24 protein-coding genes are annotated in these 25074 nt (G+C 69.9%); 11 read left to right on the forward strand and 13 right to left on the reverse strand.

The features are described from left to right. Positions 1-86: 86 nt before the first annotated feature. From egtD to egtA, 4 genes are read right to left on the reverse strand one after another with little or no spacing between them, the layout of a single operon-like run. A complete protein-coding gene (egtD, locus tag DL519_RS13710) occupies positions 87-1058 on the reverse strand; it encodes an L-histidine N(alpha)-methyltransferase (RefSeq protein WP_190815220.1) in 972 nt (323 codons plus the stop codon). Further along, positions 1055-1807 (reverse strand): ergothioneine biosynthesis protein EgtC, encoded by a 753-nt coding sequence (egtC, locus tag DL519_RS13715; protein ID WP_190815222.1) that lies wholly within the window; start codon positions 1805-1807, stop codon positions 1055-1057. The genes egtD and egtC overlap by 4 nt, the downstream gene beginning before the upstream one ends. 3 nt (positions 1808-1810) lie before the next feature. After that, positions 1811-3148 carry an ergothioneine biosynthesis protein EgtB gene (gene egtB, locus DL519_RS13720; protein WP_190815224.1) on the reverse strand — a complete coding sequence of 446 codons (1338 nt, stop codon included), beginning with the start codon at positions 3146-3148 and terminating at the stop codon, positions 1811-1813. A 17-nt stretch (positions 3149-3165) separates the two neighbouring features. Then, entirely contained in the window at positions 3166-4395 is a 1230-nt protein-coding gene (gene egtA / locus DL519_RS13725; protein WP_190823964.1) for an ergothioneine biosynthesis glutamate--cysteine ligase EgtA, read from the reverse strand. 270 nt (positions 4396-4665) lie between these two features. Between egtA and DL519_RS13730 the strand changes: the two genes are divergently transcribed. From DL519_RS13730 to DL519_RS13740, 3 genes are all read left to right on the forward strand, one after another. Then, positions 4666-5256, forward strand: a complete 591-nt coding sequence (locus DL519_RS13730) for a TetR/AcrR family transcriptional regulator (protein ID WP_168589426.1) — start codon at positions 4666-4668, stop codon at positions 5254-5256. A 177-nt stretch (positions 5257-5433) separates the two neighbouring features. After that, the gene (locus DL519_RS13735) at positions 5434-7521 is read left to right on the forward strand and encodes an FUSC family protein (protein ID WP_190815226.1); all 2088 of its coding nucleotides are present in this window, start codon (positions 5434-5436) and stop codon (positions 7519-7521) included. 344 nt (positions 7522-7865) lie between these two features. Next, positions 7866-9377, forward strand: a complete 1512-nt coding sequence (locus DL519_RS13740) for an alpha/beta hydrolase (protein ID WP_223838946.1) — start codon at positions 7866-7868, stop codon at positions 9375-9377. A 112-nt stretch (positions 9378-9489) separates the two neighbouring features. Here DL519_RS13740 and DL519_RS13745 read toward each other — a convergent pair whose 3' ends face one another. Continuing rightward, on the reverse strand, positions 9490-10965 hold the full coding sequence (locus DL519_RS13745) for a peptide MFS transporter (protein WP_317891362.1): 1476 nt from the start codon (positions 10963-10965) through the stop codon (positions 9490-9492). Between the two features lie 209 nt (positions 10966-11174). Here DL519_RS13745 and DL519_RS13750 point away from each other — a divergent pair, with 209 nt between their 5' ends. The 5 genes from DL519_RS13750 to DL519_RS13770 all read left to right on the forward strand — a co-directional run bounded on the left by DL519_RS13750 (position 11175) and on the right by DL519_RS13770 (position 15637). Further along, positions 11175-11735, forward strand: a complete 561-nt coding sequence (locus tag DL519_RS13750; protein ID WP_190815228.1) for a TIGR03086 family metal-binding protein — start codon at positions 11175-11177, stop codon at positions 11733-11735. A 182-nt stretch (positions 11736-11917) separates the two neighbouring features. Further along, a complete protein-coding gene (locus tag DL519_RS13755) occupies positions 11918-13255 on the forward strand; it encodes a hemolysin family protein (RefSeq protein ID WP_190815230.1) in 1338 nt (445 codons plus the stop codon). Beyond that, on the forward strand, positions 13252-14292 hold the full coding sequence (locus tag DL519_RS13760) for a hemolysin family protein (RefSeq protein WP_190815232.1): 1041 nt from the start codon (positions 13252-13254) through the stop codon (positions 14290-14292). The genes DL519_RS13755 and DL519_RS13760 overlap by 4 nt, the downstream gene beginning before the upstream one ends. Before the next feature lie 47 nt (positions 14293-14339). Next, positions 14340-14591 (forward strand): hypothetical protein, encoded by a 252-nt coding sequence (locus tag DL519_RS13765; RefSeq protein ID WP_190815234.1) that lies wholly within the window; start codon positions 14340-14342, stop codon positions 14589-14591. 170 nt (positions 14592-14761) lie between these two features. Beyond that, positions 14762-15637, forward strand: coding sequence for a 3-methyladenine DNA glycosylase (locus DL519_RS13770; protein ID WP_190815236.1), 876 nt, complete (start codon positions 14762-14764; stop codon positions 15635-15637). On the opposite strand, the gene DL519_RS13775 is transcribed toward DL519_RS13770, so the two are convergent. Next, complete coding sequence (locus DL519_RS13775) at positions 15638-16018, reverse strand: winged helix-turn-helix transcriptional regulator (protein WP_190815238.1); 381 nt, start codon at positions 16016-16018, stop codon at positions 15638-15640. Positions 16019-16340: 322 nt separating this feature from the next. After that, positions 16341-17573: a Bcr/CflA family multidrug efflux MFS transporter gene (locus tag DL519_RS13780; protein WP_190815240.1), complete on the reverse strand. Its 1233-nt coding sequence runs from the start codon at positions 17571-17573 to the stop codon at positions 16341-16343. Between the two features lie 141 nt (positions 17574-17714). Between DL519_RS13780 and DL519_RS49395 the strand changes: the two genes are divergently transcribed. The 3 genes from DL519_RS49395 (at position 17715) to DL519_RS13790 (ending at position 18880) form a co-directional block, all read left to right on the forward strand. After that, on the forward strand, positions 17715-18023 hold the full coding sequence (locus DL519_RS49395; RefSeq protein WP_317891363.1) for a maleylpyruvate isomerase family mycothiol-dependent enzyme: 309 nt from the start codon (positions 17715-17717) through the stop codon (positions 18021-18023). 15 nt (positions 18024-18038) lie between these two features. Continuing rightward, complete coding sequence (locus tag DL519_RS49400) at positions 18039-18296, forward strand: TIGR03086 family metal-binding protein (protein ID WP_317891440.1); 258 nt, start codon at positions 18039-18041, stop codon at positions 18294-18296. A 110-nt stretch (positions 18297-18406) separates the two neighbouring features. After that, entirely contained in the window at positions 18407-18880 is a 474-nt protein-coding gene (locus DL519_RS13790) for a MarR family winged helix-turn-helix transcriptional regulator (protein ID WP_190815242.1), read from the forward strand. 65 nt (positions 18881-18945) lie between these two features. On the opposite strand, the gene DL519_RS13795 is transcribed toward DL519_RS13790, so the two are convergent. The 6 genes from DL519_RS13795 to gcvP all read right to left on the reverse strand — a co-directional run bounded on the left by DL519_RS13795 (position 18946) and on the right by gcvP (position 24997). After that, a complete protein-coding gene (locus tag DL519_RS13795) occupies positions 18946-19725 on the reverse strand; it encodes an energy-coupling factor ABC transporter ATP-binding protein (protein WP_190815244.1) in 780 nt (259 codons plus the stop codon). Beyond that, positions 19713-20480, reverse strand: a complete 768-nt coding sequence (cbiQ, locus tag DL519_RS13800; RefSeq protein WP_190815246.1) for a cobalt ECF transporter T component CbiQ — start codon at positions 20478-20480, stop codon at positions 19713-19715. Before cbiQ ends, DL519_RS13795 begins: the two co-directional genes overlap by 13 nt. 2 nt (positions 20481-20482) lie before the next feature. Next, positions 20483-20824: a PDGLE domain-containing protein gene (locus DL519_RS13805; protein WP_190815248.1), complete on the reverse strand. Its 342-nt coding sequence runs from the start codon at positions 20822-20824 to the stop codon at positions 20483-20485. Continuing rightward, a complete protein-coding gene (locus DL519_RS13810; RefSeq protein ID WP_190823967.1) occupies positions 20821-21492 on the reverse strand; it encodes an energy-coupling factor ABC transporter permease in 672 nt (223 codons plus the stop codon). The genes DL519_RS13805 and DL519_RS13810 overlap by 4 nt, the downstream gene beginning before the upstream one ends. A gap of 176 nt (positions 21493-21668) precedes the next feature. Continuing rightward, positions 21669-21938, reverse strand: coding sequence for a HesB/YadR/YfhF-family protein (locus tag DL519_RS13815; protein ID WP_168589439.1), 270 nt, complete (start codon positions 21936-21938; stop codon positions 21669-21671). Between the two features lie 164 nt (positions 21939-22102). Continuing rightward, the gene (gcvP, locus tag DL519_RS13820; protein WP_190815251.1) at positions 22103-24997 is read right to left on the reverse strand and encodes an aminomethyl-transferring glycine dehydrogenase; all 2895 of its coding nucleotides are present in this window, start codon (positions 24995-24997) and stop codon (positions 22103-22105) included. Positions 24998-25074 lie beyond the last annotated feature (77 nt).

The following is a 25074-nucleotide window of genomic DNA, read 5'->3' on the forward strand; positions in this document are numbered from 1 at the left end:
ACGCCGCAATAGTCGTGCGCCCGGCAGCACGCGCCACCCTGATCACCCGCTGGTGGGGTGATCACCGTCGGATTCACCGATCGGCCCTACCGCGCCGCGGCCAGGGAGAGCGCGAAGTCCGCCGCGTCGTCCAGCCACCAGCGGTGCAGCTCGAAGCCTGCCACCGCGAGCTCGTCGCGGACGCGATCGTGCCGGAACTTCGCCGAGACCTCGGTGCGGATTTCCTCGCCCTCGGCGAAATCCGCCGTCAACCGCAGTTCCGGCAGCCCGACCCGCATCGGCCGCTGCGCCCGCAGCCGCATCTCGATCCACTCCTGCTCGGCGTTCCACAACGCCACGTGCCGGAAGTTCTCGGGCTCGAAGTCGGCGCCGAGTTCCCGGTTGAGGACCCGCAGCACGTTGCGGTTGAACTCCGCGGTCACGCCCCGCGCGTCGTCGTAGGCGCGGACCAGCCGGTCGGGGTCCTTCACCAGGTCGGTGCCCAGCAGCAGCCACTCCCCCGGCCGCAGCGCCGCGCGCACGGCGGCGAAGAACCGGGCGCGCTCGGCCGGAAGCAGGTTCCCGATCGTGCCGCCGAGGAACGCGACCAGCCGCCCGGCGCCCGCGTTCAACGCGGAGAGACCGCTGGTGAAGTCGTCGACGACGCCGCGCACTCGTAGTTCCGGGTAGTCCAGCGCGATGGACTCCACCGCGGCGCGCAGCGCGGCGCCCGAGACGTCCAGCGGCACGAACCGCTCCAGGGTTTCGTTCTTGCGCAACGCGTCCAGCAGCAGCCGGGTCTTCTCCGACGAACCGGACCCGAGCTCGACCAGGGTGGCCGCGCCGGTGATCTCGGCGACCTCCAGTGCGCGCTGCTGGAGGATCTGTTGCTCGGCCCGGGTCTGGTAGTACTCCGGCAGGACCGTGATCTGTTCGAAGAGGTCGCTGCCGACGGCGTCGTAGAACCATTTGGACGACAACCACTTCGGGCTGTCGGTCAGGCCCGCGCGGGCCTCGGTGCGCAGCTCCCGGGCCGCGTCTTCATCGGTGAATCGGACTACCAGTTCCGGCTCGCTCATCGATCCCCTTCCGGCAACGACGACACCTGCACGTTCTCGGTGTCCGCGACGAGCAGGCACCGGTCCGGGACCTCCACCCAGCCGGTGTCCGCGCCGAACGGCTCGGAGGCCACCGTCACCGCCGTCTCGGTGCGGCGCACCCACAAGGAATGCGTCCAGGTGGTGGCGATGAGCCGGGTACCGTCGGAGAGCAGCAGGTTCAGCCGCGAATCCGGCGCGGTGGCGACGACCTCGCCGACAAGCTCCCGCACCGCCTGGTCCGGCTCCGCCCCCTCGACCAACCGCTGCCGCAGCAACGCCCACAACAGCGCCGAGTCGGTCGACGCCTCCAGGGTCAGCAGGTCCACGACTTCCAGTCGGGCGGCCAGTTTCGCCAGCGAATCGGGCCAGCCGGTGACCCGGCCGTTGTGGCTGAACAGCCAGGTGTCGTCGGTGAACGGGGCGCACGCGCCAGGCGCCACCGGCATCCCGGCGGTCGCCGAGCGGACCGCCGCGACAACCGCGCCGCTGCGCACGTCCGCGGCTACCTGCCGGAAGGATCCGTCCGTCCACATCGGAATCGCGGCGCGGTAGCGGGCGGTGGCGCCGTCCGGCCGGTACCAGCCGACGCCGAAGCCGTCGGCGTTGACCGTGCCGCCGCCGCGCATGTCGTCGGGCGCCCACGCCTGCTCCAGCAGCGAATGGGCCGGTTCGAGCAGCAGTTCCGCCAGCGACACGGCTGGCCCCAAATACCCCAGGTGTCGGCACATCGGTCAGTCGCGCTCCCCGCGTCGTGGTGTACGGGCGCACCGGAATCCGGCGAAGATCTGCCGCCGGATCGGGTAGTCCCAGTTCCGGAAGGTGCCGCGGCACGCGGCAGCGTCGGTGCCGAAGGAACCGCCGCGCAGCACCTTGTAGTCGGCCCCGAAGAACACCTCGGAGTACTCGCGGTACGGGAAGGCCGAAAAGCCGGGATACGGCAGGAAATCCGTCGCCGTCCACTCCCACACGTCGCCGATGAGCTGCCGCGCGCCGCACGGCGCGGCCCCGTCCGGGTACGCCCCGGCGGGTGCCGGTTGCAGGTGCCGTTGGCCCAGGTTGGCGTGTTCGGGCCGCGGATCGTCATCGCCCCACGGGTACCGGCGGGACCGGCCGCTGGCGGGATCGAACCGCGCGGCCTTCTCCCACTCGGCTTCGGTTGGCAGCCGCTTGCCCGCCCACGCCGCGTACGCCTCGGCCTCGTGGAAGCTGACGTGCACCACCGGCTCGTCCGGCGGTACCGGTTCGACGTGACCGAACCTGCGCCGCAGCCACCGGTCGCCGTCGAGGCGCCAGAACCGCGGCGCCCGCGGGTCGGCGCGCTGCCGGTACGCCCAGCCCGCGCCGCTCCACCAGCGCGGATCGTCGTACCCACCGGCGTCGATGAAAGCCAAGTACGCGCCGTTGGTGACCGGCGTGCTGTCGAGGTAGAAGTCGTCGACGTGCACTTGGTGCGCCGGTCGCTCGTTGTCCAGCGCCCAGGGTTCCGCCGAAGTGCCCATCGTGAACGGCCCGCCGGGCACGAACACCTCGGCCTGCAGCGCTGCCGCACCGGGCGGCGGCGGGTCCGCGGTGAGGGCCGGTGGCCCGTCCCGCAACTGGTGGGTGGCCAGCATCGTTTCGTCGTGCTGCTGCTCGTGCTGCACGATCATGCCGAATGCGAAGGCTTGCTCGACCAGCCGCCGCCCCTCGAGCGGAACTCGGTCGATCAGGTCGAAGACCTTCGTGCGCACCGTCCCGACGTAGTCGCGCGCCTCGGCAGGCCCCAGCAGCGGCAGCTGCGGGCGGTCGGCGCGGGCGTGCTGGAAGGCGTCGTAGAGTTCGTCGATGTCCGGGCGGATCGCCGGCGCGCCGCCGACATCGCGCACCAGCCACAGCTCCTCCTGGCTGCCGATGTGCGCCAGGTCCCAGACCAGCGGCGACATCAACGGCGAATGCTGTTTGACGAGGTCCTCGTCGTCGACGGCGTCGGTCAGCACCGCGCTGCGCTGCCGGGTGCGCGCCAGTTCGGCGGCCACGTGCGAGCGCAAGTTCGATATCCCCAGTTCGGCCAGATCTTGCGTGCTTTCCACCGGTCACCTCCGGTTTTTCAGCGTTCGTCGGCCGCGGCGAGCCGCTTCGCCACGAAATCCGCCAGCCGGTCGGGCAGTCCCGCCGGGCTGTCCGGATCCTGCAAGTGCCGGCACGCCAGCTCGAACACGTCGTGGGCGGTGCGCGCCAACGCCCGGTCCCGCAGGCCGTGCCGTGCGGCGTGCACCCAGCGGCCGACCGCCGGTGACGCCACCGAGAGCACCTTGTCCACCGTGGATTCCTCGCGGAACAGCGCGATCAGCGCCCCGGCGGGCAGCATCCAGTCCTGGCCGGGCTGCGCGTCGAGGTAGCGGACCTCGAAGTAGCCGCGCGGCCGCACCGGTGGGAACACCGTGGACAGGTGGTAGTCGAGATCGTCGCGGGTGGGCGGACCCGGCAGCGCGCCGTGGATCCACTCGGCGAAGCTGATGCCGCTGGGCGCCGTCCAGTCGCCGTTGTCGCGGCGCAGGCACACGATCGTGGTGTCGAGCACCCGCTTGGCCCAGCCGGTGGCCGGGTCGACTGTGATCGGGCCGGGCCGGGTGCGCGGCGGATCGGTGCGCAGCAGCGCGCGGGTGCGGCTGGACACCCAGCCGGTGCGTTCGCCGAACAGCATCGGCGAGTTCGCGAACATCGCCATCATCACCGGCCCCAGCGCGTGCAGCGCAGCCCAGCGAACGGCCACCCGGTCCGGTTCGCCGGCGTCGAGGCAGACCTGCACCCCGGCGGTGCTGCACATCATCAAGCGGCCGTCCAGGCCGATGCGGTCGAAGGCGGTTTCCATCGCGGCGTAGCGTGGCACCCGCAGGATCCGGTTCGGGTACCGCCACGGGTCGGTGCCCTGGTCGCCGAGCACCAGCCCGGCGGCGCGCAACCGGCGCTCGACGTACTCGGCGTCGGCCGCGACGACTTCGAACAGTGACCGCATGGACGTGGTGGGAAGGCTGGAGACCTCGACCTGGCCACCGGGTTCGACGGTGAGCGCGGAGCCGTTGGGCAACTTCCGCTGCGGGCTGTCCGGGACCAGGGAGCGCGGGGCGTGCGGGCCGAGCGCGGCGATCAGCGTCGCCGGGTCGAGCGTTCGGGTCGGGTCGTCGGAGTGGTGCACGGTCCATTCGAGTTCGATGCCGAGCAGCCGCGGTGGGCCGTGCTTGAAGCACACCGACGCCACGTAAGCCTCCGCCTCGGCCCGGGTGCGGACCCGGGAGGCTGGGAAGTCAGCGGCTGCAGGATCGGTCGAAACGGGCAATATGATCACCGCCTGTCATTGGCCGGTTACCGACGCTACCGCTCCCCTCTGACGTCCGCGACCCTTGTTCTTGATCCCGGCAACTGCTACGAGAACGGGGAATGTCGTTTCCCCGCCCGCTTTTCCCGAATAGCGACGCGGCGCACGAGTAACGACTCCGCCGGCCGCGGCGACCATATGATTCGAGAGGACCCACCAGGGGGTGAGACGAGCGCAGCAAAACGTACGTACGGATTGCAATGTGGCGGCCGGACCTGGGACGATCAGACCATGCCTCGGGTCAGCCAGGACCACCTCGACGCCCGGCGCCGTCAGATCCTCGACGGCTCCCGGTCGTGCTTCGCGCGCTTCGGCTACGAAGGCGCCACCGTGCGACGGCTGGAAGAAGCGACCGGCCTGTCCCGCGGCGCGATCTTCCACCACTTCAAGGACAAGGAATCGCTGTTCCTCGCGCTGGCCGAGGACGACGCGACCCGGATGGCCGACGTGGTCGCCGAGCAGGGGTTGGTGCAGGTGATGCGCAACCTGCTCGACGATCCCGCCGACGGCGGCGACACCCCCGGCGTGGACTGGCTCGGCGCCCGCCTGGAGGTGTCCCGCCGGCTGCGCACCGACGAGGAGTTCCGGGCGCGCTGGGCGCAGCGCTCCGAGCAGTTGACCACGGCCACCCGCGCCCGCCTGCAGCGGCAGCGCGACGCCGGGAACCTCCGCGACGACGTCGACGTGGACGTGCTGACCGCCTACCTGGAACTGGTGCTCGAAGGCCTCCTATCGCACCTGGCGATGGGCCTGCCCGCCGAGCACCTCGGCTCGGTGCTGGACCTGGTAGAGGAGAGCGTCCGCCGCCACCGCGGCGGCTGAGGGCCCGGGTCGGCGCCCTCGAAGCGGCGCTTCAGCTCCCGCTGCGGGGTTCTCAGCGGTCGTCCCGCGAGGACGGCCGCCCGGACATCCTGGAATCCACGCGACGTCCGAGGTTCCGCTACTCGTACCGCCGTGCAGAATGAGTTCGGAGACGAGGACTAAGGAGCAGTGCGGCGCATGTGGAGCGAGTGGTGGAACCGCTTCCTTGCTTCCGATCCGTCGCTGCGCCGACTGCGCACCGCGGCTCGGGTGACGTTGTCGGTCGCGCTCGCTATTGCGATCATGCTACCGCTGCTCGCGTGGTGGGGGCAGCCGCTGCCGCTGGCGATGATCGGCGCGGTGGTGGCGATCAACTCCTCGCTCGGTGTCAACGACCCGGACCGGCGGCAGCAGCAGATCACCAACCTGCTGATGCCGCTGCCCGCTGCGTTCGCGCTGCTGCTGTCGATCCTCACCGCGCCGTGGGCGCTGCTGCACAGCCTGCTGTTCCTGGTGGTGATCTTCGCGGCCACCTACATCCGGCGGTTCGGACCGCGGTTCTTCCCGCTGGGCATGGTCGCGTTCATGGGCTACTTCTTCGCGATGTTCCTGAGCCCGCAGCTGCCGCAGCTGCCCGCGCTGATCGCGGCTGCAGTCGCCGGAGCGCTGTCCGCGTTCGTGATGCGGTTCGTGGTGCTGCGCGACGATCCCGAAGGCGTGCTCGAACGCGGCCGCCGCACGCTGCTCGCCCAGGTGCACGGCCTGCTGCACGCGGTGCGCGACGTCGCCGAGCACCTGGATTCGGCGCAGCGCCGCCGCGAATTGCACAACCGCTCGGTCCGGCTCAACGAGACCTCGCTGATGTTGGAGAACACCGTCGGCCAGCTCGACACCCTCGACGAGGCGGGCCGCGAGCTGCTGCGGCAGCGCCTCCTGGACGTCGAGCTCGCGGCCGAGAACCTGCTCACCCCGCTGATGCGGCTGGTCGACCACCCCAGCGGCGGCGACACCGTGCCGCACGCGATCGGCGCGCTGCTCGCGGTGCTGCGCACCGAGCCGGAGGAGATCCGGGAAGCCACCCGGCTGGTCGCCGAGCGGATCGAGCAGCAGGGTTCGGTGGAGGTCGCGATGGCGGTGCGGCGGCTCGGCGCCGGGCTCGCGGAACTGGCCGACGCGACCGGTGAACTCGGCGGGGAGCGCCAGGTCGAGGAAGCACCGGAACCGGCCGAGGAAGCGGAACCATCCGACGACGGCGAGACCGGGCTGCAGCGGCCGGAGCTGCGGATGGCGATCCAGGTGACCTGCGCGACGGCGCTGGCGATCATGCTCGGCCAGCTGGTCTCGCCGAACCGGTGGTACTGGGCGGTGATCACCGCGTTCGTCGTGTTCATCAGCACCAACAGCCGCGGCGAGCTGCTGGTGCGGGCGTGGCAGCGCACCGCGGGCACCGTGCTCGGGGTGGTGGCGGGCATCCTGGTCGCCGCGCAGATCACCGGCAACACCCTGGCCGAGATCGCGATGATCCTGGTCTGCGTTTTCCTCGGCTTCTACTTCGCGGGCTACTCCTACGCGGTGATGACGTTCTTCATCACCACCTTGCTCGGCGCGCTCTACGGGATGCTCGGCACCTTCAACGTGGCGGTCCTGGAGGCTCGGCTGTGGGAGACCGCGGTCGGCGCGGCGGCGGGTGTGCTGGCCGCGGTGTTCGTGCTGCCCACCCGCACCCGCTCCCTGGTCCGCGACAACATCCAGGACTTCCTGCTGTCGCTGCGCGACTTCCTGCGCGGCACGGGCACCGAGATCAGCGAGCAGGGCACGGCCAACGGGCTGCAGGAGTCGATGCGGGAGCTCGACGACGCGCTGCAGCGGGTGATCAACAGCGCGAAGCCGCTGACCAGCTACCGGCTGCGCTCCCTGCGAAGCCAGGTCCAGCGGTCGGTGGCGGTGCTCAGCGGCTGCGCCTACTACGTGCGCAACCTGGCGGTGGCGCTGTCGGCCACTGTGGACATGGTCGACGACGACACGCGCAACCGGCTTTCCGAACTGCTGTGGGCGCTGGCCGACGCGGTGGAGTCGATGACCGACGAGGCGCAGGTCAGCTTCGAAGCGGCGATGACCTCGGCGCACCGCACGGCCGACGCGCTGCACGACATCGCCGAATCACTGACCGACGGCCCCACTTCCCTGCACCGCAGCATCCGCTGGCTGGACCGCACCGCGCAGGTCGTCGACGACCTGGCCCGCGAGCTCGGCGCGGCCACCCCCGAGAAACAACCGATCGGCTGAGCTCTCACGCGGAACCAGCGACCACCCCGGTGCGTGCGCTTCAACGTCATCTGCTTCACCGTCGCCGAGGCGCCCACCACGGAACGGGTCGAAGCTGGCCCGCGCCGTCACCGAAACCGGCGTGCGCATTCCGCACCCCGACCGTCTACAAGGGAACCCCCGGTCTGCGGGCGGCTTTCAGCAACTGGCGCACCACAGACGCGGACGCCGTTCGCGTCGTGGATGTCCTGCGGGCGGCGTGACCCGGGAACGGCCGGGGGACACGGACTTTCGCTGCCGGGTACGGTGTCGGATCAACGATTACGCTCCGTTCCAGCCCGATCCCATTCCGTGAGGAGACGCATGTGAAGCGCTCGATCGCACTCGGTCTAGCCGTGACGGCGGTGCTGACCGGCACCGCCGTCACGGGGGTGATCGCCCAGGCCGCGCCCGGCCTGCAGTTCGGTACGTGCCCGGAGGACATCAGCAAGCCCCACCCGCAGATGCAGTGCGCCAACGTCGAAGTGCCGCTGGACTACGACGCTCCCAACGGCGAGAAGCTGCAGCTGCTGGTCTCGAAGACCCCCGCGCGCAAGCCCGAGGCCCGGCGCGGTTCGCTGCTGGTCAACCCCGGCGGTCCGGGCGGCCCGGGCATCGCCTTCGCCGGTTCGCTGTCCGGCAGGCTGCCCGCCGAGGTGCTCGACTCCTACGACCTGATCGGGTTCGACACCCGCAACACCGCGCACAGCAACCCGGTCACCTGCGTGGATCCGGCAATCTTCTGGAAGAATCCGCTGCCCGACCCGGACTCCCCGCAGACCCGGGAGCAGAACTGGCGGCGCGCCCAGGAGTACGCCGACGGCTGCCAGCAGCGCGCCGACAAGTACCTGCCGCACCTGAACACCTCGACCAACGCCCGGGATCTGGACCGGATCCGGGAAGCGCTCGGCGAGCAGAAGATCAGCTACCTCGGCTACTCCTACGGCACCTATCTCGGCGCCGTGTACGGCCAGCTGTTCCCGGAGCACGTGGACCGGATGATCCTGGACAGCGCGGTGAACCCGGACACCTCCGAGGTGTGGTACCGCAACAACCTCAACCAGAACATCGCCGCGCAGCTGCGGTTGGGCCGCTACTTCGACTGGATCGCCCGGCACGACCAGGTGTTCCATCTCGGCACCGACCGCGCCCGGGTGCAGGCCGCCTGGGACGGCATCCAGGCCGAGCTGCGCAAGGCCGCGCTCGGCAAGCTAGGCCCGTTGGAGTTCATCGACATCACCTTCATGGCGCTCTACGGCGAGAACAATTGGACCGCGCTGGCCGAGGCGATCGCCGACTTCCGCCTCCGCAACGACGACCACAAACTCGTCGCGCAGGTCTCCACCAAGGATGCGGCCGCGGAAAACGAGAACGCCATCTACAACGCCGTCGAATGCGCGGACGCCCCGTGGCCGACCAGCCGCCGCGAATGGGAGCGCGACTCCGCCGAGCTGGCCGCCAACAACCCGCTCGGGGCCTGGTACAACAGCTGGGGCGTCGCCCCGTGCCGGGTGTGGCACGGTCCCCGGCAGCAGCCGGTGAAGATCACCGGTGAGGGGCTGCCGCCGCTGCTGGTGTTCAACTCGGAGTACGACGTGGCCACCCCCTACGCGGGCGCCGTCGAGATGCACCGATCACTGCCGTCCTCGGTGCTGGTCACCGAGAAGGAGGCGGGCAAGCACGGGGTTTGGGCGTTGGCCGGCAACGCCGACGCCGACCGGATCGGCACCGACTACCTGGTCAGGGGCGTGGTGCCGAGCGGGAACGTCAGCGTGCCGGGCCACCCGGACCCGGACCCGAAGAACCCGGCGGCCGCCCGGACCTTCGACCTGCACTGAGTCCGTCCGCCGTGAGAAGGCCGGTTCCGAGATCGTCGGGACCGGCCTTCGCCCGCTCGCCCTGGTGGTCCGCTGTTGAAGCACCGCCATGCAGAACGAGCCTGGAAATTCCCTAGTTCACGCCGTGCATGTAGCGCTTGATGCTCTTCGAGGCGAGCAGCAGCAGGACCCCGCAGCCGATCGTGGCCACGCCGACGATGCCGAAGTAGACCTGCTGGTTGTCCACCGAGTACAGCTTCACGACCTGCGCGCCCAGACCCTGCCCCATCGCCGGGGCCAGGAAGTACAGGCCCATGGTCTGGGAGGCGAAGACCTTCGGCGCCAGCTTGGTGCTCACCGACAGGCCGACCGGCGAGAGCATCAGCTCGCCGACGGTCATGATCACGAACACCAGCGCGAGCATGACCGGCAGGTGCTTCTCGTCGCCGACGACGAACTTCGACAGCACCACCCACAGGAACGAGACGCCGACGAAGAACAGCCCGCCGACGAACTTCTGCGGGGTGGACGGCTGCCGCTCGCCGAGCTTCGTCCACAGCCACGCCATCACCGGCGCCAGTAGGATGATCGCCAGCGAGTTGATGGACTGGAACCAGGAAGCCGGGATCACGAAGCCGAGGACGTTCAGATCGGTGTCCGCCTCGGCGAGGTTCGCCAGCGTGTTCGGCTGCTGCTCGAACAGCAGGAAGAACAGCGCGGTCGCCAGGAAAAGCGGGATGTAGGCGATCAGCCGGTCCCGCTCGATCTTGGTGATCTGCTTGCTGGAGAGCATCACCACGAAGTAGACGATCGGCAGCACGGCCGAGATCAGGCTGATCAGGTTGACCAGGCCGCCCAGGCCCATCACACCGCTGACCGAAAGGCCCACCAGGACCACGATGAACACCGCGGCGAGACCGGCCGCGCGGCCCAGCACCCGGCCCTTGTGCCCGGCGGGCAGCGGGTTGACCGGTGCTCGCCCGGCCGAACCCAGGTTCTTGCGCCCGAGCAGGTACTGGACCAGGCCCAGCGCCATGCCGACGGCCGCCGCACCGAACCCGGCGTGCCAGCTGACCTTCTCGCCGAGGGTGCCGACAACGAACGGGGCTAGGAACCCGCCGAGGTTGATGCCCATGTAGTAGATCGAGAACCCGGCGTCGCGGCGCGTGTCGTTCTCGCCGTAGAGTCCGCCGACGAGGCCCGAGATGTTCGGCTTCAGCAAGCCGGTGCCGATCACCAGCAGCACCAGCCCGAGCACCACCGTGGCGACGCCGCCGGGCAGGGCCAGGCTGATGTGGCCGAGCATGATGACGCAGCCGCCGTAGAACACCGCCCGCTGGGCGCCGACCACCCGGTCCGCCAGCCAGCCACCGAGGACACCGGTCATGTAGACCGAGGCGCCGTAGACGCCCACCACCGACAGCGCGGTCGACTCGGGGATGCCCAAGCCGCCTTCAGCGACCGCGAAGTACAGGTAGTACCCGAGGATCGCTCGCATGCCGTAGTAGGAGAACCGCTCCCACATCTCGGTGAAGAACAGCGTCGACAAGCCGCGCGGGTGCCCGAAGAAGCCCCGCTGCGGTGCGTCCGCAACCGTGGGTGTGCTCACGATCACGTCCTCTCCTGTGTGACCTGGCGGCGGTAGCCGCCCGACGAACTGCGGCAGGTTACGGCTCCCAGAAGTGGCTCAGACCACCGGGGCGTAAACCCGCCGCGGCGCGGATGCCGCGCACACCCCGATCCGGCCACACTGGACGCCTGGCCAGGGATTCCGCCGCCACCGCTGGGCGCCCCGTGACCGAATTCACAGGAGGAATCATGCAGCTGTTGGATGCGCACCGCAGGGCCATGGCGGAGTTCGACAACCGGGTGGGGCACATCGGCGACGACCAGTGGGACTCCCCTACGCCCTGCGCGCAGTGGTGCGTCCGGGATCTGCTCAACCACCTGGTGTCCGAGCAGCTGTGGGCGCCGTGGCTGCTCGACGGCGCCACCCTGGACGAGGTCGGCGACCGCTTCGACGGCGACGTGCTGGGCACCGAACCGGTCGGCGCGTGGCGGGAGGCAGCCGCGGCGGCCCGGCGCGCGTGGGACGACCCGGGGGCGACCAGCGGTGAGGTCAACGTCACCGGCGGCGTGATCCCGGCCGAGGACTACGGCTGGCAGATGACGCTGGACCTTGCCGTGCACGCCTGGGACCTGGCCCGCGGCATCGGCGACGACGACCGGCTGGATCCGGCGCTGGTGGCTGCCGTGCGCACGGTGTTCGCCCCGCAGATTCCGGCTTGGGAGGGCATGGGGATCTTCGCCCCGCCGCGACCGGTGGCGGCCGACGCCGACGAGCAGACGAAGCTGCTGGCACTGCTCGGGAGATCGTGATGATGTTCTCGCCGCCGAGTCTGCGACGGACACGTATACTGGCGTCGTATTTTTCCGGATTTCCGTCTAGGAGTGACGTCTTCAGTGCGCGAAGCGCAATCCCCAGAGGGCAGTACCGGGCCGGGACATAGTCCCGGCTTTCCGCAACTGGTGGCCGATGCCCCGTTCTGGGGTGGTCGGTGATGGACATCCTGTTGGCCGTTCTCGGCCTTGTTTTCGTTGGCGTGTTGACGTTGGGCACCGGGTTGGCGGTTGCCGCGGAGTTCTCGCTGACGTCCCTGGAACGCAGCACGGTGGACGCGCATGTGCGTCAGGTCGGTGACCGGCGTGCGAGGGCGGTGCAGAAGGCGCACCGGACGCTGTCGTTTCAGCTCTCCGGCGCCCAGGTCGCGATCACGTTGACCACGCTGGTCACCGGGTACGTGGCGGAGCCGTTGATCGGTGACCTGATCGGCCCGGGGCTGACCGCGCTGGGCCTGCCCGGTGAGGCGGCCGGGGCGGTGTCGCTGACGCTGGCGATCCTGCTGGCCACGACCCTGTCGATGGTCTTCGGGGAGATGGTGCCCAAAAACCTCGCCATCGCCCGCCCACTGCCCACCGCCCGTGCCGTGTCGGGCTACCACGCCCGGTTCTCGCAGGTCTTCCGGTGGCTGATCGACGCGATGAACAACAGCGCCAACTGGGTCGTGCGCCGTTTCGGCATCGAACCCCAAGAAGAACTCCGATCCGCCCGCTCCCCCGAAGAACTCGGCTCGATCGTGCGCTCCAGCGCCGAACACGGAACGCTCGACTCCTCGACCGCGCAACTGATGGACCGGTCGCTGCGCTTCGGCGACCGCACCGCCGAGGAACTGATGACCCCCCGCGTCCGCGTGGAATCCCTGACCGCCGGCGACAGCGTGATGGATCTGCTCGACACCGCCCGCCGCACCGGGTTCTCCCGCTTTCCGGTGCACGGCGCCGACCTCGACGAGATCCACGGCGTCGTCCACGTCAAGCAAGCGTTCGGCGTCCCCGCCGGACTCCGCGAAACGACCCCGGTGAGGTCGCTGGCCCGCCCGGTGCCGACCGTGCCGGAGACATTGGACGGCGACGCGCTGCTGAACCGGCTGCGCGGATCGGGGTTGCAGCTGGCCGTGGTGGTCGACGAGTACGGCGGTAGCGCGGGCATCGTGACCCTGGAGGACGTCGTCGAGGAGATCATCGGCGACGTCCGCGACGAACACGACCGCCGCGAAATCGCCGCGGTGCGCCGCCTCGGTGACGACACCTGGATCATCTCCGGAAGACTGCGCCCGGACGAACTGGCCGAGGCCACCGGATTCGCCATGCCCGACGGGGAATACGAGACCGTTGCCGGCTTCGTGCTGGCTCGACTGGGACGCATTCCCGAGGTCGGCGACCACCTCATCCCGGACGGATGGCGGCTGGCCGTCACCCGGATGGACCGCCACCGGATCGCAGAACTGCGCCTCACCCACCAGCCGACGCACGCCGAGGCCGTGGAGGAGGTTCGATGAGCGACGGTTTCGCGATCGTGCTGGGTGTTGTTCTGTTGCTGCTCAACGCGTTCTTCGTGGGCGCGGAGTTCTCCCTGCTGTCCTCCCGCCGGGACCGGCTGGAAGCGCTGCTGGCCCAAGGCAAAACCCGCGCCCGAGTGGTGATCAAAGCCAGCCAGGAAGGCTCGCTGATGCTCACCAGCGCCCAACTCGGCATCACCCTCTGCTCCCTGGGCCTGGGCCGCCTCGGCGAACCCGCCGTCGCCCACCAACTCCAAACACCCTTCACCACCCTCGGCATCCCCGACACCATCACCCACGTCGTGGCGTTCACCATCGCACTAGCGATCGTGGTCATACTCCACGTCCTCGTCGGCGAAATGGTCCCCAAAAACCTCGCCATCGCCGAACCCGAACGACTCGCCCTCTGGCTGGTCCCACCCCTGGTCGGCTTCGTCAAACTCGCCCGACCACTCATCGCCCTGTTCAACATGATGGCCAACACCGTGCTCCGCCTACTACGCGTAGAACCCAAAGACGAACTCGACACCGCCTACACCTCCGCCGAACTCGCCGAACTCCTCGTCGAATCCCGCCGCGAAGGCCTCCTCGACCAATCCGAACACCGCCGACTCGCCCAAACACTGTCCTCAGTGGAACACACCGTCGCAGACGTCCTCGTCCCCCTACCCGACCTCACCACACTCCCGCAACACCCCACCCTCGGCGACGTCGAACAAGCCGTCGCCCACACCGGATTCTCCCGATTCCCCCTCCGCCGCGACGACGGAACACTCACCGGCTACCTCCACATCAAAGACGTCCTCGACCAAGCCGGACACGACCCCACAACCCCCATCGCCCCCGCCCGCATCCGACGACTACCCACCGTTCCGGCCCACGCCCGCCTCGACCACGCCATGACCTCCCTACGCCGCACAGGCAGCCACCTCGCCACCGCAACCGACACCACCGGCCAACCCATCGGCATCGTCGCCCTCGAAGACCTCGTCGAGGAATACGTCGGCACCGTCCGCGACGCCACCCACGTGCGCTGACGGCCGGGGCCACCCATTAGGGTCATGGTGTGCGAGATGATCGGCTCGTGCCTCGCGCCCAAGAGGTCAGCACCGCCCCTGCCGCCCGCGTGATCGGCGGCCGGTACCGCCTGGAGAGCGCCATCGGCCGCGGCGCGATGGGCTACGTCTGGTCCGGCGCCGACGAGCTGCTGCAACGCGAGGTGGCGGTCAAGGAGTTGCGGCTGTCCCTCGGCATACCCCGAGGAGGAAGCTGCCGAGCTGCGGATTCTTCGCGCGGGGCGGGCTCCTTCGGCAAGATCAACCTCTCGCCTCGGTAGACGGGCAGCGGTGGACGCCGGTGCCGGTCTACCTGCAGCGGCCGGTGACCGGCGAGCACGACGTCTACCTGACCTTCGCCACGGACCAGTCCGGGGACTTTCTGGACCTCGACTGGTTCCCGTTCCACCGCTGACCGCCGCCGTACCGGCCTCGACTACCCTGACCGGCGATGATTGTGCTGTCCGAGCAGGAATGGCGGGTCCAGCAGGCCGCCCACCGTGAACGGGTCGCGCGCTGGACGCGGCCGCACCGCCAGCGCCAGCACCAGCACGAGAAGCACCCGGTGCTGGACTTCCTCTTCCAGTACTACTCCTTCCGCCCGGCTCGGCTGGAGCGCTGGCAGCCTAGCGTCGGCGTCGTGTTGGCGGGCGGCCAGGAGTTCCTGGTCCGCAAGGGGTTCGTCGAGACCCCGGAAGGCGTCGCGCTAGATCCCGCCGCGCTGACCGAGAAACGCCGCGGCAGCACCGAATTCGTGCTCGGCCTGCTTACCGCCACGGCGTCCCGCAAAGCCCAGCTCGGCTGTTTCGGTCTGCACGAGTGGGCCATGGTCTACCGGACGCAACCGGAGGAAATCCGGCACGCCGGGTGGCCGTTGCGGCTCGGCCACCACGGCACCGACGAGGTCGTCGAATCGATGCCGATCAACTGCACGCACCACGACGCGTTCCGGTTCTTCACCCCGCAGGCCCGACCGCTCAACGCCCTGCAGCCCGAACGCGCCGACCAGGTGCGCCTGGAGCAGCCGGGCTGCCTGCACGCGAACATGGACATCTTCAAATGGGCCTACAAGCTGGACCCGTTCGTCGCCGCGGAGCTGGTCGCGGACTGCTTCGAGCTCGCTGTGCGGATCCGGGAGCTCGACATGCGGGCCAGCCCGTACGACCTGCGCGACCTCGGCTACGAGCCGGTACCGATCGAAACCCCCGACGGCCGCGTCGACTACGTCAGACGGCAGCGCGACTTCGCCACCGAGGCCGCCGTCCTGCGGCAACGCCTGATCGACACCTGCCGCGAGATCCTCGACTGGGCCGCCCAGCCGATATGATCACCCTTCGTCGGCGGCGGCGCGAGCGGCGAGGATGCGGTTGACGTTGCGTTCGGACCAGTCGGCGATCGCTTCCACCGGTCCGCGCAGCGAATGCCCGAGGTCGGTCAGCTCGTAGGTCACCTTCGGCGGCACCTCCGCGTACACAGTCCGGATCACCAAGCCGTCGCGTTCCAGCGCGCGCAACGTCTGCGTCAGCACCTTCGGCGCCACCCCACCGATGCCGTTGCGCAGCTGCGTGAAGCGCATCGGGCCGTCAGACAGCCGCGTCACCACCAGCACCGTCCACTTGTCCCCGATGCGGTCCAGCACCAGACGGGTCGGGCAGTTCGGATCCGTCAGATTCCCGCGCTTGAGGATGCTGTCCTCGCTGGTAACCATGCGGTACCTATAACACGTTCGAGCAGTCGGTTACAATTGGTTACTTCAAGGCCGGAACCCGCTGCTTCGCGGGCAGTTCCCGCAGGAAGCGCTCTGGGCGGCCACCTCGCAGAACACGGTCGCGGTCCCGCCGAACAGCGCGACCGCGTACAGCTGCGGCATCGCGCGTCTGCAGCCGCCGCAGCACCCAAACGTCCGCCGGGAACGCCTCGTAGCACCTGGGTGCCCTCCGCGAGGCCAGGCTCGCTTCCGTACGTTGGGAAGGGCGCTACGTGCTCTACAACCGAACCGACCTCGCTGGACCCTCGTCCAGTCCAGCTGATCAACGCTGGTTGGTCTTCGTCTCCGTGCGGTCGCCCGCCCGCACTTCGGGCCGGGTGCGATGGGTGAGCGCGAGGAACACCACGACCGCGGACAGCGACAGGGCTCCCATGACCACGCCCATCGGCAGTGCGGTGCCGGTGCCCGCCGATCCCACGAGCGGGGCGGCGAGGCCACCGGCCAGGAACTGCATGACGCCCAGCAGCGCCGATGCGCTTCCAGCCGTTTCCGAGTGCCCGGACAGCGCCAGGGCCGTGGCGTTGGGGAACACCATGCCGATGCTCGATGCCACCAGGAAAAGCGCTGGCAGCAGCCCTGGCAGGCCCAATCTGAACGCGGCGGACAGCGCCACCGCGACGCCGCCGACGGCGTTGATGCCGAGCCCGATCGCCAGCAGCCGGCTCGGGGCGACCCGGGCCACCAGGCTGCCGTTGAGCTGCCCGACGAGCACGATGCCCAGCGAGTTGACCCCGAAAACCACGCTGAACAGTTGGGGCGACATGCCGTAGACGTCCTGCAGCACGAACGACGAGCCCGAGATGTAGGCGAACATCGCCGCGAACGCCAGCGCCGCGGACAGCGAGTACCCGACGAACGCCTGGTCGCCGAGCAGGCCTGCGAAGGTCCGCAGCGTGCTGCCCAGGCTGCCGACCCGCCGCGACTCAGTGGGCAACGTCTCGCGCACACCGAACGCGGTCGCCACCAGCAGCACCACGCCGATCACGCCGAGCACCAGGAACACGCCGCGCCACGACGTCACCCGCAGCATCTGCCCGCCGATCAGCGGCGCGAGGATCGGCGCCAACCCGTTGACCAGCATGAGCAACGAGAAGAAGCGGGCCATCGCCACGCCCGAGTACAGGTCTCGCACCACGGCGCGGGCGACGACGATGCCGGCCGCACCACCAAGCCCCTGCACCAGCCGCAGCCCGGCCAGCGCATAAGCCGACGGCGCGACCGCGCACAGCAGAGACGCCAGGGTGAAAACCACCAGTCCGATCAGCAGCGGCCGGCGGCGGCCGAAGGTGTCCGACAGCGGACCGGCGACGAGCTGCCCCAACGCCAGGCCGACCGTGCAAGCCGTCAACGACAGCTGCACCTGCGACGCCCCGGCGTTCAGTTCGGAGGCGATCGCGGGGAAGGCGGGCAGGTACATGTCGATCGACAGCGGACCGAACGCGGACAACGAGCCCAAGATCAGCACGTACTTCGCCCTGCGCTGTTGGTCCACCATCTGTCGCCCCCGTTGTGCTCGACGCCGACCGGCTACCGTAACTCCGCGGCGCGCACCGGGCAGCGGGCGAGGCGGGCGATGAGAATCGGCAACCGGAGGTGTCTGTTCCACTGGAACAGCACGACCGCGAAGGAGTCGCGAATGACCGACCTGCCCGACCTGAAGCCGGCAGCTCAGCAGCTGGCGAGCCTGCTGGAGCGCGTTGCCGACGAACAGCTCGCCGCGCCCACGCCGTGCACCGAGTACACCCTCGGCGACCTGATCGACCACGTCGGCGGGCTGTCGCTGGCGTTCACCGCAGCAGCCGCGAAGGACTTCTCACTGACCGGTGGAGGACCGTCCGGGGATGCCGCCCGGCTTCCCGACGACTGGCGCACCCGCATTCCCGAGCAGCTGGCCGCGCTCGCCGAGGCGTGGCGGGAGCCAGCGGCGTGGGAGGGCATGACGTAGGCCGGCGGTGTCCAGCTGCCCGGCCCGGTCGCGGGCAACGTCGCTATGAACGAGCTGGTGGTGCACGGCTGGGACATCGCGAAGGCCACCGGGCAGCAATTCCGGTGCGACACCGACTCGCTGAAGGCCTCCCTGGAGTTCGTCTCCATGGCGGCCGCGCAGGACCGCAGGCCCGACAGCCCCTTCGGCCCGCCCGTCGAGGTCTCCCCGGACGCCACGCCGCTGGACAAGCTCATCAGTCTCACCGGCCGCGACCCGGCCTGGCAGGCATGAAACACCCGTGAGCACTTTTCGGCGCTACAGCACCGAAAAGTGCTCACGGTTCGTCATTTTCGGTAGTTCGCGATACGAATCATTGGGTCGTTCGGTGGTAAATTGGCCGAATGGGCAAGACCTCAGGTGAGGCGATGGGGGTCGTCACCGCGCTGGTGCGTTCCGCTTTCCTCGTGAATGCCGTGTACGCCGAGTCGAGTCGCGAATACGGGCTGACACCGCAGCAAGGGCAGCTGCTGTGCGTGCTGATGGCGCAGCCGTACGGCATGGGCGAGCTGGGCGCGATGCTGGGACTGGCGAAATCGAGTCTCACCGGTCTGGTGGACCGGACCGCCCAGCGCGGCCTGGTCCAGCGCCAGGCGGATCCGGAGGACGCGCGCGCGGTCCGGGTCGCCCTCACCGCAGAGGGCCGCGATCTCGTCGACGAGTTCTACGCCGAGACCTGCCGCAGGGTCGAAAGGCTGCCGGCCGGCCTCAGCGACACCGACCGCGGCGCACTCGCGGACCTGCTGGGCAAGGTGGTGCTGGAAAACGAGGTGCCGGTGGTCTTCCTGGAGCCCGCCCCGGCCACGCACCAGCGCTGAGGACGCCAAGCGATCCCAGAAAGCCGGTCACCGCAGAATGCGGGAACCAGCAACGGGCGGCGAGGTCAGGGAGTCCGGAAGGCGTAAGGCAGTTCGAGGCGGTGCGCGGCCAGCAGTTCGGCGTCGGCCAGCAGTTCCGCGGTGGGACCGTCTGCGACCACCGTACCGTCGTCGATCAGCACGCTGCGCGGGCACAGCTGCAACGCGTACGGCAGGTCATGGGTGACCATGAGCATCGTGCCGCCCCAGGCCAGCAGCACCTCGGCTAGTTCGCGCCGGGCCACCGGTTCGAGATTCGACGACGGCTCGTCCAGCACCAGTAGCTCCGGCTGGCACGCGAGCACCGCGGCCAGCGCGACCCGCTTGCGCTGACCACCGGAGAGGTGCAGCGGCGAACGGTCCGCGTGTTCGGCCATGCCCACCGCGTCGAGCGCCGACCGGACGCGTTCCGCCAACGCCTCGCCGCGCATCCCGAAGTTCGCCGGGCCGAACGCGACGTCCTCCCGCACGGTCGGCATGAACAACTGGTCGTCGGGGTCCTGGAACACCAGCCCGACGCGGCGGCGGATCTCCTTCAAGTTCCGCGAATCCACCGGCAGTCCACCGACGTGGATGCTGCCCGACTCGGCGCGCAGCACGCCGTTGAGGTGCAGCGTCATGGTCGTCTTGCCCGCGCCGTTGGGGCCGAGCACCGCGACCCGCTCCCCCCGTTCGACGCGCAGGTCCACCCCGGTCAGCGCGCGGTGGCCGTCCGGGTAGCGGAACGCCAACCCGGAAACCTCCAGCGCCGGAGCGGAATCCGGCTCGGCGGTGTGCTCCGGCAGGGATTCGGTCAGGCGGTCCACAAGGCGACTCCCAGCACGACTGCGGCGACGGCCGGTGGCGCCATGCCCAGCCACCACGCCGCCGATGATGTCCGGCGCGATTCTCCCAGCTCGGGCATCGCACCCTGCCAACCCCGTGACACCATCGCCAGGTGCACGCGCTCGCCGCGCTCGTAGGACCGGATGAACAGGCTCCCGATCCCGCGCGCGGTCGCGCCGATCTGCCACAGGAACCGCGGATCGTGACCGCGGCAGATCCGCGCGACCCGCATCCGCTTGGCCTCGGCGACGATCACCTCGGCGTAGCGCAGCATCAGCGTGATGATGGTGATCAGCAGCCTGGGCGCGCGCAGTCGCTGCAGGCCGACCACCAGCTCCCGGGGCGCGGTCGTGGCGGCCAGCAGCAGCGACGTGGCCAGCCCGAGCGTGCCCTTCACCAAGATGTTCCAGCCCGCCAGCAGCCCCTCGGTGGACAGCGCGAAACCCGCCACCTCCGTCGTCGCGCCGCCTGCGGTGAACGGCAGCACCAACGCGAGCACCACGAACGGCACCTCGATCAGCAGGCGACTGGCCAGCCAGCGCGGCGGAACCCTGGCCACCAGCACCAGCCCGGACAGCAGCCCGGCATACCCGCCGAAAGCCCAGAACACCTCGCGCGGCGTCGCCACCACGCACAGCACCATCAGGAAAGCCGCCACGATCTTGACCTCGGGCGGCAGGCGGTGCGGCGCCGAATCGCCGGGCAGGTGCAGCGCGCTGGCGTGGCCGGCACCCACCGCTACTCGCCTCCGGTCCGGCGACGCAGGCCCCAGAACAAACCACCCGCGGCACCGAGCGTGACCACCGCGCCGATCACGCCGGCCACCCCGGTCCAGCGGTCATCGCCACCGACGGTGTAATCCGCCAGCGGACCGCCGGCCAGCGCGTGGTCCTGGGCGTGCTGCGCGATGCACTGGCCGTCCAACCGCTCGCCCTGGTCGGTCTCGACCACGGTGCAGCCGCGCTGGGTGACCGCGTCCAGGCCGTCCGGGTCCGAATCCGCGAAGTAGGCGACCCCGCCCGCGATGACGAGGATGAACAGGCCGAAGACCAACAGGAAACGCCGACGCGGCGCACTCATCGCACGTTCTCCTTCGTCTGCTTCCCGATGCGCAACAGGTGGACCAGGTCCGGTCTGGCGGCTGCCACCGCACCCACCGTGGCGGCCGTGATCACGCCCTCTCCGATGCCGATGAGGCAGTGCACCCCGACCACCGCGAGCGCAGCGGTGCCCGTGCCGTAACCGGCGGCGCCGCCGAGCGCGTACTCGATGACGAAGCCGCCGGAGGCGGCGACGGTGTTCACCCAGGCCGCGACGAAAGCAGTCACCAGCAACCCGGCGCGGCTGCGCAGCGCGAGGCGGCGCAGCGCGAGCGCGACGAGATAGCCGACGGCGGTGCCGATCAGCGCCATGTTGGTGATGTTCGCGCCCAGCATGGTCAGCCCGCCGTCGGCGAACAGCAGCGCCTGCACCACGAGCACGATCGCCACGCACAGCGCGCCAACCCACGGCCCGGCCAAGATCGCCGCCAGCGCCCCGCCGAGCAGGTGCCCGCTGACGCCGGGCAGCACCGGGAAGTTGATCATCTGCGCGGCGAAGACGAACGCCGCCACCAGCCCGGCCATCGGCGCCGTCCGGTCGTCCAGGTCGGCCCGCGCCTTGGCCAGCGCCACCGCCAGCCCGGCGATCGCCACGACCGCGAACAGCAGCGCCGTCTGCGCGTTCAGCAGCCCGTCACTCATGTGCATGGCGAGCGTGGTGGTCTGCACGACGCATTCCCTCCCAACCTGAGCAGTTGCGCATCGAGAGTAGTTGCCGCAATGCCGCTATCACCAGTACCTGGCAGGAGTCCTAGATCGCAGTTCGGCGCAAAAAACCGTCGACCCGGGCAAACCACCCGGGCCGACGGTTCAAGTCCCTTCGGTCAGTCGCGAACGGCCAGCGCCAGTTCCCCATTGGCGTCCTGCTCGGCGTCCAACACCTTGTCGCCGAGCAACGTCGCGACCTGCGATTCGAGGAACACCCGCACGCCGGATTCCTCGATCACCTCGTCGCCGGCCTGCGGTTGGTCGGCGATCGACGCCTGCAGGCCCTGCTCGGCCGGCGCGATGCGCAGGCCGGAACCTTCCGGAGAGTCGCCGCCGACGAGGACGAGCTTGATGACCTCCGCCGCGCTCTCACTGATGGTGAGCATTGCTCCACTTCCTCTCGGAGCCGGTCAGGTGACCGGGCCACCGTGTCACCCCGCCCACACCGCACGCAAACCGAACCCGACCGGGCGTGTCGCACCCACTCCGAACGCGGAAGCGCCCCCGGCCGCAACGGCGGACCGGAGGCGCTTCCACCAAAGGACGTCCCTCACGACTGGTAGGCGTCCAGGGGCGGGCAGGAGCAGACCAGGTTGCGGTCGCCGCGTGCCCCGTCGATGCGGCGCACCGGCGGCCACACCTTCACCACATCGGTGCCCAGCGGGTAGGCCGCCTCCTCGCGGGAGTACGCGTGGTCCCAGTCCTTCGCCAGCGAGGCCGCCGTGTGCGGGGCGCCCACCAGCGGGTTGTCGTCGGCCGGCCACTGCCCGGCGACGACCTTGTCGATCTCCGCGCGGATGGCGATCATCGCCTCGCAGAAGCGGTCCAGCTCCGCCAGGTTCTCGCTCTCGGTCGGCTCGACCATCAGCGTCCCGGCCACCGGGAAAGACATCGTCGGCGCGTGGATGCCGTAGTCGGCCAGCCGCTTGGCGACGTCGTCGACGGTGATTCCGCTGGTCTTGCTGATCTGCCGCAGGTCCAGGATGCACTCGTGCGCCACGAAGCCGCCCTTGCCGGTGTAGAGCACCGGGAAGTAGGTGTTCAGGCGGCGGGCGACGTAGTTGGCGGTGGCCACCGCGGTCAGCGTCGCGCGGCGCAGGCCGTCGGCACCCATCATCCGCACGTACGCCCAGGAGATCGGCAGGATCGAGGCGCTGCCCCACGGCGCGGCGCTGATCGGGCCGACGCCGGAGACCGGTCCGGCTGCGGGCTGCATCGGGTGGTTCGGCAGGAACGGCGCCAGGTGCTCGCGCACGCCGATCGGGCCGACGCCCGGCCCGCCACCGCCGTGCGGGATGCAGAACGTCTTGTGCAGGTTCAGGTGCGAGACGTCGGAACCGAACTTGCCCATCCGCGCCAGGCCGATCAGGGCGTTGAGGTTCGCCCCGTCGACGTACACCTGGCCGCCCGCGTCATGCACCAGGCCGCACACCTCGCGCACGGTGTCCTCGTACACGCCGTGCGTGGACGGGTAGGTGATCATGATCGCAGCGAGGTCGTCGGCGTGCTCGGTGACCAGCTCGCGCAGGTGCTCGAGCTCGATGTTTCCGGTGTCGTCGCAGCGGACCACGATCACCCGCATCCCGGCCATCACGGCGCTGGCGGCGTTGGTGCCGTGCGCGCTCGCCGGGATCAGGCACAGGTCCCGGTCGGCGGCACCACGGCTGCGGTGGTAGGCGCGAATCGCCAGCAGCCCGGCGAACTCGCCTTGGCTACCGGCGTTCGGCTGCAGGCTCACCGCGTCGTAGCCGGTGACCTCCGCCAGCCAGGTCTCCAGGTCCTTGACGATCGACAGCAGCCCCTCGGCGTCCTGCGCGGGCGCGAACGGGTGCAGCGAACCGAACTCCGGCCAGGTGATCGGCTCCATCTCGGCCGTCGCGTTGAGCTTCATGGTGCACGAGCCCAGCGGGATCATGCTGCGATCCAGCGCGATGTCCTTGTCCGACAGCTGCCGCAGGTAGCGCAGCAGCGAGGTCTCGGAGCGGTGGGTGTGGAACACCGGGTGCGTCAGGTACTCCGAGGTGCGCTCCAGTGCCGCGGGCAGCGCGTCCGGCGTCTTGATGTCGAGTTCGTCGGCGTCGCCGACGGTGACGCCGAAGGCCTGCCACACCGCCGCCAGGTGCGCCCGCGTGGTGGTCTCGTCGCAGCTGATGCCGACGTGGTCGGCGTCCACCCGGCGCAGGTTGATGCCGCCCCGGCGGGCCGTGGCGACAATGTCGTCGGCCTTGCCCGGCACCCTCGCGACGACGGTGTCGAAGAACTCCCGGTGCAGCACCTCGACCCCGCCGCGGCGCAGCTGCTCGGCGAGCACGGCCGCCATCCGGTGCGCGCGGGTCGCGATGGACCGCAGCCCGGCGGGGCCGTGGTACACGGCGTACATCGACGCCACGACGGCCAGCAGGACCTGCGCGGTACAGATGTTGCTGGTGGCCTTCTCGCGGCGGATGTGCTGTTCGCGGGTCTGCAGCGCCAGCCGGTAGGCCTGGTTGCCGTCGGCGTCGACGCTCACGCCGACCAACCGGCCCGGCAGCTGCCGTTCGAGTCCCTTGGCCACGGCCATGAATCCGGCGTGCGGGCCGCCGAAGCCCATCGGCACCCCGAATCGCTGGGTGCTGCCGACCACCACGTCCGCGCCGATCTCGCCGGGCGAGCGCAGCAGCGTCAGCGCCAGCAGGTCGGCCGCGACGACGACCTTAGCGCCGCGCCGGTGCACCTCGGCGATGATCTGCTCCTGGTCGCGCACCGCACCGGAGGCACCCGGGTAGGACAGCAGTGCGCCGAAGAACTCGTCCTCCGGCAGCGCCTGCGCGCCGGCGGACAGGTCGGCGACGACGATCTCGATGCCCAGCGGCTCCGCGCGGGTCTCGATCACCGCGATGGTCTGCGGCAGCGTGTCGGCGTCCACCACGAACCGCGGCGACTTCGACCGGCCCGCGCGGCGCACCAGCGTCATGCCCTCGGCCGCCGCGGTGGACTCGTCGAGCATCGACGCGTTGGCCACCGGCACCCCGGCCAGGTCGGCCACCATCGTCTGGAAGTTTAGCAGCGCTTCGAGCCGACCCTGCGAGATCTCCGGCTGGTACGGGGTGTAGGCGGTGTACCAGGCCGGGCTCTCCAGCACGTTGCGCAGGATCACCGGCGGCGTGACCGTGCCGTAGTAGCCCAGCCCGATCATCTCGGCGTGCGGGCGACAGCGGCGCGCGAGTTCGCGCAGCTCGGCCAGCGCCTCGGACTCGGTGGCCGGCTCGGGCAGCGCCAGCTGCAGGTCGCCTTCCCGGATGGTGTCCGGCACGGCGTTCTGACCCAGCTCCTCCAGCGAGCCGACGCCGATCACGTCGAGCATGCGGGCAAGCTCGGCCGGCATCGGCCCGACGTGCCGGTCGGCGAACGGCGTTCCATGCTCCAGGGCGGCCAGTGGAATGCGATCGTGGGTCACGTCGGTCATCGCCAAACCTCAATCGTCGCGGCGGGCAAAGGGCGGCAGAACAGCCGGAACTGCTCTGCTCTCCCCCTCTGTCACTG

The sequence above is a fragment of the Saccharopolyspora pogona genome (genome assembly GCF_014697215.1).
GTDB lineage: Bacteria > Actinomycetota > Actinomycetes > Mycobacteriales > Pseudonocardiaceae > Saccharopolyspora > Saccharopolyspora hattusasensis.

Bases quoted from the DNA above. Each gene is read 5' to 3' on its own strand.
- egtD (WP_190815220.1), bottom strand. From the start codon at position 1,058: ATGAGCGAGCCGGAACTGGTAGTCCGATTCACCGATGAAGACGCGGCC.
- egtC (WP_190815222.1), bottom strand. From the start codon at position 1,807: ATGTGCCGACACCTGGGGTATTTGGGGCCAGCCGTGTCGCTGGCGGAA.
- DL519_RS13730 (WP_168589426.1), top strand. From the start codon at position 4,666: ATGCCTCGGGTCAGCCAGGACCACCTCGACGCCCGGCGCCGTCAGATC.
- DL519_RS13735 (WP_190815226.1), top strand. From the start codon at position 5,434: ATGTGGAGCGAGTGGTGGAACCGCTTCCTTGCTTCCGATCCGTCGCTG.
- DL519_RS13750 (WP_190815228.1), top strand. From the start codon at position 11,175: ATGCAGCTGTTGGATGCGCACCGCAGGGCCATGGCGGAGTTCGACAAC.
- DL519_RS13755 (WP_190815230.1), top strand. From the start codon at position 11,918: ATGGACATCCTGTTGGCCGTTCTCGGCCTTGTTTTCGTTGGCGTGTTG.
- DL519_RS13760 (WP_190815232.1), top strand. From the start codon at position 13,252: ATGAGCGACGGTTTCGCGATCGTGCTGGGTGTTGTTCTGTTGCTGCTC.
- DL519_RS13770 (WP_190815236.1), top strand. From the start codon at position 14,762: ATGATTGTGCTGTCCGAGCAGGAATGGCGGGTCCAGCAGGCCGCCCAC.
- DL519_RS13775 (WP_190815238.1), bottom strand. From the start codon at position 16,018: ATGGTTACCAGCGAGGACAGCATCCTCAAGCGCGGGAATCTGACGGAT.
- DL519_RS13780 (WP_190815240.1), bottom strand. From the start codon at position 17,573: ATGGTGGACCAACAGCGCAGGGCGAAGTACGTGCTGATCTTGGGCTCG.
- DL519_RS49395 (WP_317891363.1), top strand. From the start codon at position 17,715: ATGACCGACCTGCCCGACCTGAAGCCGGCAGCTCAGCAGCTGGCGAGC.
- DL519_RS13790 (WP_190815242.1), top strand. From the start codon at position 18,407: ATGGGCAAGACCTCAGGTGAGGCGATGGGGGTCGTCACCGCGCTGGTG.
- DL519_RS13805 (WP_190815248.1), bottom strand. From the start codon at position 20,824: ATGAGTGCGCCGCGTCGGCGTTTCCTGTTGGTCTTCGGCCTGTTCATC.
- DL519_RS13810 (WP_190823967.1), bottom strand. From the start codon at position 21,492: ATGCACATGAGTGACGGGCTGCTGAACGCGCAGACGGCGCTGCTGTTC.
- DL519_RS13815 (WP_168589439.1), bottom strand. From the start codon at position 21,938: ATGCTCACCATCAGTGAGAGCGCGGCGGAGGTCATCAAGCTCGTCCTC.
- gcvP (WP_190815251.1), bottom strand. From the start codon at position 24,997: ATGACCGACGTGACCCACGATCGCATTCCACTGGCCGCCCTGGAGCAT.